Origin of the sequence: Nostocoides australiense Ben110, from assembly GCF_001050535.1 — a bacterium.
In the GTDB taxonomy this organism is placed as follows: Bacteria; Actinomycetota; Actinomycetes; order Actinomycetales; family Dermatophilaceae; genus Nostocoides_A; species Nostocoides_A australiense.
In genome coordinates this window covers 1,699,075-1,708,887 of record NZ_HG764815.1, presented here as the reverse complement: position 1 = coordinate 1,708,887, position 9,813 = coordinate 1,699,075, and the positions used below count along the sequence as shown (strand labels likewise).

General features: G+C 71.1%; 11 protein-coding genes. 6 read left to right on the top strand and 5 right to left on the bottom strand.

Going from position 1 to position 9,813, the window contains the following annotated elements; all coding sequences use genetic code 11:
* Positions 1 to 485 (bottom strand): glycerate kinase (locus BN11_RS08150; RefSeq protein WP_162213190.1); only part of this gene is annotated, 485 nt, incomplete at its 3' end.
* Between the two features lie 158 nt (positions 486 to 643).
* Here BN11_RS08150 and nadA point away from each other — a divergent pair.
* Positions 644 to 1,834, top strand: a complete 1,191-nt coding sequence (gene nadA, locus BN11_RS08145; RefSeq protein ID WP_048696466.1) for a quinolinate synthase NadA — start codon at positions 644 to 646, stop codon at positions 1,832 to 1,834.
* 190 nt (positions 1,835 to 2,024) lie between these two features.
* Here nadA and BN11_RS08140 read toward each other — a convergent pair whose 3' ends face one another.
* Positions 2,025 to 3,383, bottom strand: coding sequence for a dipeptidase (locus BN11_RS08140; RefSeq protein ID WP_048696464.1), 1,359 nt, complete (start codon positions 3,381 to 3,383; stop codon positions 2,025 to 2,027).
* A 43-nt stretch (positions 3,384 to 3,426) separates the two neighbouring features.
* Here BN11_RS08140 and BN11_RS08135 point away from each other — a divergent pair, with 43 nt between their 5' ends.
* Positions 3,427 to 4,002, top strand: a complete 576-nt coding sequence (locus BN11_RS08135) for a DUF3043 domain-containing protein (RefSeq protein WP_048696463.1) — start codon at positions 3,427 to 3,429, stop codon at positions 4,000 to 4,002.
* A 4-nt stretch (positions 4,003 to 4,006) separates the two neighbouring features.
* Complete coding sequence (locus BN11_RS08130) at positions 4,007 to 4,213, top strand: hypothetical protein (RefSeq protein ID WP_048696460.1); 207 nt, start codon at positions 4,007 to 4,009, stop codon at positions 4,211 to 4,213.
* Positions 4,214 to 4,260: 47 nt separating this feature from the next.
* Here BN11_RS08130 and BN11_RS08125 read toward each other — a convergent pair whose 3' ends face one another.
* From BN11_RS08125 to gcvT, 3 genes are read right to left on the bottom strand one after another with little or no spacing between them, the layout of a single operon-like run.
* Positions 4,261 to 4,596, bottom strand: coding sequence for a hypothetical protein (locus BN11_RS08125; RefSeq protein WP_048696459.1), 336 nt, complete (start codon positions 4,594 to 4,596; stop codon positions 4,261 to 4,263).
* Positions 4,593 to 4,898: a hypothetical protein gene (locus BN11_RS08120; RefSeq protein ID WP_048696458.1), complete on the bottom strand. Its 306-nt coding sequence runs from the start codon at positions 4,896 to 4,898 to the stop codon at positions 4,593 to 4,595. Before BN11_RS08120 ends, BN11_RS08125 begins: the two co-directional genes overlap by 4 nt.
* Positions 4,895 to 6,004 carry a glycine cleavage system aminomethyltransferase GcvT gene (gene gcvT / locus BN11_RS08115; RefSeq protein ID WP_048701062.1) on the bottom strand — a complete coding sequence of 370 codons (1,110 nt, stop codon included), beginning with the start codon at positions 6,002 to 6,004 and terminating at the stop codon, positions 4,895 to 4,897. The genes BN11_RS08120 and gcvT overlap by 4 nt, the downstream gene beginning before the upstream one ends.
* 84 nt (positions 6,005 to 6,088) lie before the next feature.
* Here gcvT and BN11_RS08110 point away from each other — a divergent pair, with 84 nt between their 5' ends.
* The 3 genes from BN11_RS08110 to BN11_RS23565 all read left to right on the top strand — a co-directional run.
* Complete coding sequence (locus BN11_RS08110) at positions 6,089 to 7,609, top strand: leucyl aminopeptidase (protein ID WP_048696455.1); 1,521 nt, start codon at positions 6,089 to 6,091, stop codon at positions 7,607 to 7,609.
* Positions 7,606 to 8,976: a dihydrolipoyl dehydrogenase gene (gene lpdA / locus BN11_RS08105; RefSeq protein WP_048696453.1), complete on the top strand. Its 1,371-nt coding sequence runs from the start codon at positions 7,606 to 7,608 to the stop codon at positions 8,974 to 8,976. Before BN11_RS08110 ends, lpdA begins: the two co-directional genes overlap by 4 nt.
* An 83-nt stretch (positions 8,977 to 9,059) precedes the next feature.
* The coding region (locus BN11_RS23565) for a biotin/lipoyl-containing protein (RefSeq protein ID WP_327152846.1) at positions 9,060 to 9,813 on the top strand (754 nt) is incomplete at its 3' end.

Below are 9,813 nucleotides of genomic sequence, written 5' to 3'. Positions count from 1 at the left end.
CCGCGGGCCAGCTGCTCGGGCGGACCGGCACCGAGGGCGGCGAGCAGGCCCGCCCCGCCGTCGTTGGTCCCGCTGCCGCCCAACCCGACGACGACACGCTTGGCCCCCGCCTCGCGGGCGGCGAGGAGGAGCTGACCCACGCCATACGACGTGGTCACCGCCGGGTCCCGCTCGCTGGCGGCGAGCAGGTGCAGCCCCGCCGCCTGCGCCGATTCGACGTATGCCGTCCGCTCCCCCTCCGCGCCCACGAGGAGCACTCCCGCCGGCACCTCGCGCCCGAGCGGGTCGCCGACGATAGTCGCGATCATCTCCCCGTCCAGCGCGCGCTCGAGGACGTCGAGGAAGCCCGGCCCCCCGTCGGACAGCGGGACCAGCGTCAGCACATCGCCCGGCGCCGTCTGCGCCCACCCGGCCGCCATCGCCTCCGCGGCCTGCGTGGCCGTCAGGGTGCCGGTGAAGCAGTCCGGGGCGATGACGACGTGCATCCGACCAACCTACTCACGACCCCCGCCCCCGCACCCCCGTCGAGATGTCGATTCCACCCCGTCGAGATGCCATTTCGACCCCGTCGGGATGGCCCTCGGCGCACCACGGCTCGGGCGACCCAACCCCGTTCCGCGGCCACCCGGCATACCATCGGCGAATGACGACGACGCCGCTGCCGCTGCTGGTCCTCGGGAAGGGCCGCGACCTCCATACCGAACGCGGCGTCGAGTGTCCCGGCGACCTGCCGCCGGCATCCGACCCCGCCCTGGTGGAGCGCGCGCGGGCGGCGAAGGAGGCGCTCGGGGACCGGGTGTTCATCCTCGGTCACCACTACCAGCGCGACGAGATCATCGAGTTCGCGGACACCACCGGCGACTCTTTCAAGCTCGCGCGGGAGGCCGCGGCCCGGCCGGAGGCCGAATACATCGTCTTCTGCGGCGTGCACTTCATGGCCGAGTCGGCCGACATCCTGACCGGCCCCGACCAGACGGTGATCCTGCCCGACCTGGCGGCCGGCTGCTCGATGGCCGACATGGCGGCGATCAGCCAGGTCGAGGACGCGTGGCAGGACCTGCAGGACGCGGGGGTCGCGGACGCCACGCTGCCCGTCACCTATATGAACTCCTCCGCCGCCATCAAGGCCTTCACCGGTCGCCTCGGTGGCACGATCTGCACCTCGTCCAACGCCAAGACGGCGCTGACGTGGGCGTTCGAGCAGCGCGGCGACGGCCAGATCCTCGGCACGGGAAAGGTGCTCTTCCTGCCCGACCAGCACCTGGGACGCAATACGTATGTCCGTGAGCTCGGAGGATCGCTCGAGGAGTGTGTGGTGTTCGACCCGCACAAGCCGATGGGCGGCCTGAGCGTCGAGGAGTTGCGTGCGGCGCGGATGATCCTGTGGCGCGGCCACTGCTCGGTGCACGGGCGCTTCAGTGTCGACGCCGTCGAGACCGCGCGCCGCGAGATCCCGGACGTCAACGTCATCGTCCATCCCGAGTGTCAGTACGAGGTCGTAGAGCTGGCCGACTACGTCGGCTCCACCGAGAAGATCATCAAGACGATCGCCGCCGCGCCCGACGGCTCGTCGTGGGTGGTCGGCACCGAACTGAACCTGGTGCAGCGGCTGGCCAAGCAGTTCCCCGGCAAGCGGATCGCGTTCTTGGAGAAGAACGTCTGCTATTGCTCGACGATGAACCGCATCGACCTGCCGCACCTGGTGTGGGCGCTGGAGTCGCTCGTCGAGGGCCGGGTCGTCAACCCGATCCGCGTCGACCCCGAGGTCGCCGGCTATGCCCGGGCCGCCCTCGACCGCATGCTCGCTCTTCCCGGTGAGACCCACAAGGACTGAGCCGGCGACCAGGAGCGACCCGGCCCGGGTGAGCTGGGGTCGGGCACTTTTCCGCCCAGTGCCACTTCCTTGCGGTTCGCCTCGCAACATTTCCGTTGCGAACCGATACGAAGTGGCACTGGGCGGAAAAGTTCACGCGCCACGATGAGCCCTGGCGACCAGGAGCGGCCCGCTCGACCGGGCCGAGCGGCTACGGCCGCGGGAGGGCGGCGATGCGGGCGAGCAGGGCGGCCTCGGCGAGGCAAACCTTCTCGAACTCGCCGAGGTGCAGCGACTCGTTGGCGCCGTGGGCGCGTGTGTCCGGGTCCTCGACACCGGTGACGAGGAGGGCGGCATCGGGGAACCGCTCCGCGAAGGCGGCGACGAAGGGGATGGAGCCGCCGACGCCGATGTCGACGGGCGGGTGACCCCACGCGTCGGCGAAGGCGGCGCGGGCGGCGTCGTACATCGGGCCGGTGGCGTCGGCGGCGAAGCCGGCGCCCTGGTCGTCGAGGGCGACCTCGACGTGCGCACCCCACGGGGCACGGTCGAGGAGGAAGTCCTTGAGGATCTCGAAGGCCTCCATCGGCTCTTGGGAGGGCGCGATGCGCATCGAGATCTTGGCCCGGGCGCTCGGCACGAGCGTGTTGGACGCGGTGTCGACGGTCGGGGCGTCGATGCCGATCGTCGTCAGCGACGGTTTGGCCCAGATGCGCTCGAGCAGCGGCCCGCGGCCGATCAGCTCGACCCCGTCGAGCAGCCCGGATTCGGCGCGCAGGCGCGGCTCGTCATACGGCAGTTCGCTCGCGGAGTCGGCGGCGAGCCCGGTGACGGCCACCTCGCCGTCGTCGGTATGCAGTGTGGCCAGCAGCTTGATCAGCGCGGTCAGCCCGTCGGGCACCGCGCCGCCGAACATGCCGGAGTGAATCCCGTGCGAGAGGGTCGAGACGGTGACGACGGCGCGGATCAGGCCGCGCAGGGTCGTGGTCAGCGCGGGTTCGCCGATCGCCCAGTTGGTCGAGTCGGCGAGGACGATCGCGTCGGCCTGCAACCGGTCGCCATATGCCGCGAGGGTCGCCGGCAGCGACTCGGACCCGATCTCCTCCTCCCCCTCGACGAAGACGACGACGGTGACCGGCAGGTCGTCGCCGTGGGCGCGGACGGCGGCCAGGTGCGCCATGATGCCGGCCTTGTCGTCGGCAGCGCCGCGGCCATAGAGGCGGCCGTCGCGTTCGGTCGGCTCGAACGGCGAACTCTCCCATAGCTCCTCGGAGCCGGGAGGCTGGACGTCGTGGTGGGCATAGAGCAGCACCGTCGGGGCTCCGGCCGGGCCCTCCTTGCGGGCGATGACGGCGGGCCGCCCGCCGGCGCGCACGATCTCGGCGTCGAAGCCCTCGGCCGTGAAGAGCGCCGCGGTGGCCTCGGCGCTGCGCTCGACCTCGGCCTGGTCGAAGGCGTCGAGCGAGACGCTCGGGATGCGGGTGAGGGCCTCGAGGTCGCGGCGGATGTCGGGCATCAGCTCGGAAAGTCGGGCGCGCAGCTGGTCGAGATCGATGACGTCGGTGCTCACGCGTCGACACTATCCGTCTCGTCGCGGGCCGTATCCTTGCCGGGTGTTCGGACGCAAGGACAAGACCGAGGCCCCGCAGGCTGCCGCCCCGGTCCATGAGGAACGCCCCGGGGCCAAGAACCGGCCCACGCCCAAGCGGCGCGACCAGGAGGCGGCGCGCAAGCAGCCGCTCGTCGTCGCCGATCGCAAGGCCGCCAAGAAGGCCGAGCGCGCCAAGCGTATGGAGTCCAACACCCGGATGCGATCGGCCATGGTCACCGGCGACGACCGCTACCTGCCGCCGCGCGACAAGGGTCCGGTGCGCCGGTTCGTGCGCGACAGCGTCGACGCCCGCTGGAATATCGCCGAGTTCCTGCTGCCGCTGATGGTCATGACGCTGGCGCTGCAGTTCTTCCGCGCCACCTGGGCCGCCTATGTCTTCCTCGCGGTCTATGCGCTGATCCTCATCGCCGTTCTCGACGGTTTCTTCGCCTGGCGGGGCATCAAGAAGAAGCTGCGGGCCAAGTTCCCGGACGAGAACCTCAAGGGCCTCGGCCCGTATGCGGGTATGCGGATGATGCAGATGCGTCGCCTCCGCATGCCCAAGCCGATGGTCGAGCGCGGCGAATACCCGAGCTAGCGCCATGGACGACTTCCGCTGGAGCATCCAGGGCCGCGACGGGCAGCCGATGTCCGACCTGGCCTCCCCTACCTTCCCCACGCAGACCGACGCCGAGGCCTGGCTCTCGGAGACCTGGGGCGAACTCGCCGACGCCGGCGCGGCGGCGGTGACCCTGGTGCACTTCGAGGACGTCGTCTACGGGCCGATGTCCCTCGACCCGCCCGCCTGACCCCACCTGACCCTGACCGTGGGCGGGGATTACGCCGACGGCACCGGTTAGGCGACCTCGTCGAGCCGGTGCCGCACTGCGCCGACATCGGCGTCGGGGTTGAGCGCGAGGATGTCGTCCTCGCGCAGCTCCTCGTGCCGGAAGATCTTCGCCAGGGCGTCGGCGTCGATGTCGACGTCGTACATATGGGGTGCCCATTCGGCGTAGGTCTCGGGCTGCCCGTCGATCACGTCGAAGAGCCAGACGCCGCCGTCATAGCGGGGATCCAAGTCTGGCGCGCAGTGCCAGGCGTCCGCTCCAGCGGGCCACCACAGGGCCAGCGTGATGTTGGGGACCCCACCCGCGCTGACGGCCGGCTCGTTGACGAGCGGCCGCAGCGTCATCGGCACGCCCTTGAGAATTCGGGCGTCGACCTGACCCCGTCGCGGCCCCACGGCGACAACGCGCACTCATGGTCGAAGCCGCGCAAGAACGCACCGCGGGCTGTGAAGGTCACCGAGGCGTCGTCACCACTGCCGCTGCGATACGTGGCACAGTGCTCCTTCTCGCCCCACTCCGGGTCGAACGCGAAGCTCGCCCACTCGCCACCGAGGATCGCGTCGAAGGCCGTGACCGACACCCACCAGCGGGCGACAGTGGCGGGGGTGGGCAGTCGCGCGGCGAGCGGGCTGACCGCCGGGTTCATGCTTCCTTGGTCTGCACGTCGACGAATGGCGGCTTGACGATCTGGGCCTCGAGGCCGCGGCCGCGCACGTCGATCGTGACGGTGTCGCCCATGGCCACCGAGCGCTCCAGCTGCGCCAGCGCGATGCCCTGCTTCAGCGTCGGCGAGAAGGTCCCCGAGGTCACCTCCCCCACCTCGGCGCCCGACGCGTCCTTGACGACGCAGTGCGAGCGCGGGATCCCGCGGCCCGCCACCAGGAGGCCGCGCATCAGCCGCGAGGTCTTGGCTGCCCGCTGCTCGGTCAGCGCCTCCTTGCCCCAGAACGCCGGCTTGTCCCAGCCGACCGCCCACGCGGACCCGGCCATGACCGGGGTGATGTCGAGCGAAAGATCGTTGCCGTGCAACGGATATCCCATCTCGGTGCGGAGGGTGTCCCGGGCGCCGAGACCACACGGCATACCGCCCCGCTCGGTGATCGCGACGGCGAGGGTGTCCCACAGCGGCCCGGCGTTCTCCCACATCGGCACCAGTTCGTAGCCGCGCTCGCCGGTGTATCCGGTGCGACAGACGATGACCGGCAGCCCCTCCCACTCGGCTTCGACGAAGGACATGTACTCGTGCCCGACGGGCAGGCCGAGGGAGCCGAGTACCTCGTCGGAGAGGGTGCCCTGGACGGCGATGACACCGTATGCCGTGTGCAGGTTCTCGACCGAGATCCCCACGGGCGCGCTCGCCTGCAGCAGGTCGACGACCGTGGCCGTGTTGGCGGCATTGGGGATGAGGAAGACGTCGTCGTCGCTGCGCAGGTAGGCGATCAGGTCGTCGACGACACCGCCGGATTCGTTGCAGCACAACGTATATTGCGCCTTGCCCGGCTGGATGCGGCTGAGATCGTTGGTCAGGCAGGCGTTGACATATGCCGCCGCTCCCGGCCCGCTCACGCGCGCCTTGCCGAGGTGCGAGACGTCGAACATCCCCACCCGCTCGCGCACCGCGGTGTGTTCGGCGATGACGCCGCCGCCGGGATATTCGATCGGCATCAGCCAGCCGCCGAAGTCGGCCATCTTGGCGCCGAGTGCCACGTGGCGCTCATCCAGGGGCGAGGTCAGCAAGCCGTCGGTGCTCATGGCACGAAGGTAGCGCGTCGGCTCACCCGCGGTGCGCCCGAAGCCCTTCCCCCCAACCGCGATACCCACCGGTAGATTGCCCTGGTGACCATCCTGACCTTGACCGACCAGCCCGTTGCTGCCCACAAGGCCGACGCCCTGGTACTTGCCACCCAACCCGACGGCGATGGGGCCACGCTGGCCCCCGGACATGGGCTGCCGCGCGCCGCCGCCACCCATCTCAAGGGCGCCCTCGCCGCCTTCGGCGCGACCGGCCGGGTCGACGACGTGCACACAGTGGCGATGGTGCCGGGCGTGGCCGCCCGCAAAGTCGTGCTGACCGGCATCGCACCCAAGTCCGGCGACGGCAAGCCGACCGCGGACACGCTGCGACTGGGCACCGGTGCCGCGCTGCGTGCCGCCGGCACGGCCGACACCGTGATCGTCGATGTCCCCGCCGGCACCGAAGCACTGCTCGCGGCTGCCGCCGAGGGCGCCTACCTCGGCACCTACGCGTTCACGGCGCACAAGACGACGGGGACGTCGGCCAAGGGCGGCCGGAAGACCAAGTCCGCCACCGGCAACGTCGGGGCGATCCGCATCCAGGTCGCCGACGCCAAGGACCGCGCCGCCAAGGCGACCCTCAAGCGCGCCGAAACGCTCAGTGCGGCAACGGCATACGCCCGCGACCTGGTGAACACCCCCGCCAACGTCCTCTATCCGCAGACCTTCGCCGACTCCGTCGCCGCCCGGGTCGCCGAGCGCAAGCTGCCCGTCGAGATCACCGTCCACGACGAGAAGAAGCTCGCCAGCCTCGGTTGCGGCGGCATCGTCGGCGTCGGCCAGGGGTCGGCCCGACCGCCACGGATCGTCGAACTGCACTACACCCCCAAGCGCCCTGCCGGACGGATCGCGTTCGTGGGCAAGGGAATCACCTTCGACACCGGCGGTGTGTGCATCAAACCCGCCGCCTCGATGCTGACGATGAAGTGCGACATGGCCGGTGCTGCGGCGGCCGCCGAGATCGGTCTGCCGGTGGCCGTCAGCGGTTACCTGTGCCTCGCCGAGAATATGCCGGGCGGCAACGCCCAGCGCCCCGGCGACGTCGTCACGATGCGCTCGGGCACCACAGTCGAGATCATCGACACCGACGCCGAGGGCCGCATGGTCCTCGCCGACGGGATCTCGCTGGCCGTCGAGTCCGGCGCGGACGCCGTCGTCGACGTCGCCACCCTCACCGGTGCCTGCATGGTGGCCCTCGGCACGCGGGTCGCGGGCGTGATGGCCAACGACGAGCCGCTCTCGCGGCGGGTGCTCGCCAGCGCGGCCCGGGCCGGGGAGCCGATGTGGCCGCTGCCGCTGCCCGAGGAGTTGCGCGCCAAGCTCGACTCGAGCGTCGCCGACCTGCAGCACAAGGGCGATATGTATGGCGGCGCCCTGACCGCCGGCCTGTTCCTGCGCGAGTTCGCCAAGGATGCCGAGGGCACGGCGATCCCATGGGCGCACATCGACATCGCCGGGCCGGCCTTCCAGACCGAGGCGCCGTTCGGCCACGTCGGCAAGGGCGGCACGGGGTATGCCGTTGCCACCCTCCTCGACCTCGCCGCCTCCTGGGGCGCGAAGTGAGTGAGCCTGACGAGGCCGATGTCCTGGTCCTCGGGGCGGGTAGCGGCGGCTATGCGTGCGCCCTGCGCGCCGCGCAACTCGGCCTGCGCGTGACCCTCGTCGAAAAGGACAAGGTCGGCGGCACCTGTCTGCACGCCGGCTGCATCCCGACGAAGGCGATGCTGCACGCCGCGGAGATCGCCGACACCGCCCGGCACAGCGCGTCGGTCGGGGTCGACCTCGGCGAGCCGCGGATCGACATGGGGCGGGTCGCGGCATACCGCCAAGGCGTCGTGGACCGGCTCTTCAAGGGCCTGACGGGCCTGATCGCGGGACGCGGCATCGACGTCGTCGCGGGTGAGGGCCGCGTCGTCGACGCCCACACGGTCGCGGTGGGGGACCGTATGCTGCGCGGTCGCCACCTCGTGCTCGCCACCGGGTCGGTGGCCAAGACAATCCCGTCGATCCCGTTGTCGGACAAGGTGATCACCAGCGATGGGGCGCTGGCACTGACGGCCGTTCCGCGACGGGTGGCCGTGCTCGGCGGCGGGGTCATCGGGGTCGAGTTCGCGTCGGTCCTCCGTTCCTTCGGCGCCGAGGTGACCATCGTCGAGGCCCTCCCCCGGTTGGTCGCTGCCGAGGACGAGGCCCTCTCGGCGGGCCTGCAGCGGGCCTTCCGGCAGCGCGGCATCGCAACCCGGCTCGGCGCCAGCGTGAGCGGCGTGAGCGAGTCCGGCGACGGCATACGACTCGAGGTGGACGGCGACGAGCCGGTCGAGGCCGACCTGCTCCTCGTGGCCGTCGGGCGTGGCCCGGCGCCGGTGCCCGGCATCGAGAACCTCGCGGTCGAGACCGATCGCGGCTACGTCCCCGTCGACGAGCGGTGCCGCACCACGGTCGAGGGCGTGTATGCCGTCGGCGACCTCGTCCCCGGCCTCCAGCTGGCGCATCGCGGCTTCGCCCAGGGCATCCTCGTCGCCGAGGTCCTCGCCGGGCTGGGCCCGGCGCCGATCGTCGAGAGCGGCATCCCGCGCGTGACCTACTGCGACCCGGAGGTGGCGTCGGTCGGTCTGACGGAGGCGGCGGCGCGCGAGAAGTATGGCGAGGTCGAGACCGTCGAATACAACTTGGCCGGAAACGGCAAGAGCCAGATCCTGCAGACCAAGGGCTTCGTCAAGCTCGTGCGCGCCAAGGACGGCCCGGTCGTCGGCGTGCACATGCTCGGGGCGCGCGTCGGCGAGCAGATCGGCGAGGCCCAGCTGATCGTCGGCTGGCAGGCCCACCCGGAGGATGTCGCGCCGCTCGTCCATGCCCACCCGACCCAGAACGAGGCCCTCGGCGAGGCCCATCTCGCGTTGGCCGGCAAACCGCTGCACGCTCATGCGTGAACGCCGGTGGCATATCCGCCCCGAATGCGTGAGAGTGTGGTCTGCACAACATCTCAATCGAGCCCCAAGGAGATCGAGGACTCATGTCTGAACGCGTGACCATGCCCGCACTTGGCGAATCCGTCACCGAAGGCACCGTGACGCGCTGGCTGAAGTCGGTCGGTGATCAGGTCGCGGTCGACGAGCCGCTGCTGGAGGTCTCCACCGACAAGGTCGACACCGAGATCCCGTCCCCGGTCGCCGGGGTGCTGCTCGAGATCCTCGCCGAGGAGGACGAGACGGTCGCTGTGGGCGCCGATCTCGCCGTGGTCGGCGATGCCTCCGAGGGCGGCGGGTCCGCCCAGGAGGCACCCGCTGCCCAGCAGGAGCCGGCGGCCCAAGAAGCCCCTGCTCCCCAGGAAGCGCCGGCCGCTCGGGAAGCGCCCGCAGCGCAGCCCGCGCCCCAGGCAGCACCGCAGCAAGAGACTCCGCAACAACAAGCCCCTGCCGATCAACAAGCCCCCGCCGAACCGTCCGGCGGCGGGTCCGTCGAGGGCGGCACGACCGTGACGATGCCGGCGTTGGGCGAGTCCGTCACCGAGGGCACCGTCACCCGCTGGCTGAAGGCTGAGGGCGACGACGTCGCCGTCGACGAGCCGCTGCTGGAGGTCTCCACGGACAAGGTCGACACCGAGATCCCCTCCCCGGCCGCCGGCAAACTGACCAAGATCCTCGCTCAGGAGGACGAGACCGTCGCGGTCGGCGCCGACCTGGCCGTCATCGGCGGCACCGTCTCGGGTGGCGGTGACGCCCCGGCCGCCGCTGCGCAGCAGGCTGCCCCCGCAGAGCGGGCCGCCC

Excerpts from the sequence above, each read along its gene's own strand:
- BN11_RS08125 (WP_048696459.1), bottom strand. The coding sequence starts at position 4,596 with ATGACGCTGCGGCCGCTCGTCAACGAGCCGGCCGTCAGCGCGGGTGGG.
- BN11_RS08120 (WP_048696458.1), bottom strand. The coding sequence starts at position 4,898 with ATGAACCCGGCGGTCAGCCCGCTCGCCGCGCGACTGCCCACCCCCGCC.
- gcvT (WP_048701062.1), bottom strand. The coding sequence starts at position 6,004 with ATGAGCACCGACGGCTTGCTGACCTCGCCCCTGGATGAGCGCCACGTG.
- nadA (WP_048696466.1), top strand. The coding sequence starts at position 644 with ATGACGACGACGCCGCTGCCGCTGCTGGTCCTCGGGAAGGGCCGCGAC.
- BN11_RS08130 (WP_048696460.1), top strand. The coding sequence starts at position 4,007 with ATGGACGACTTCCGCTGGAGCATCCAGGGCCGCGACGGGCAGCCGATG.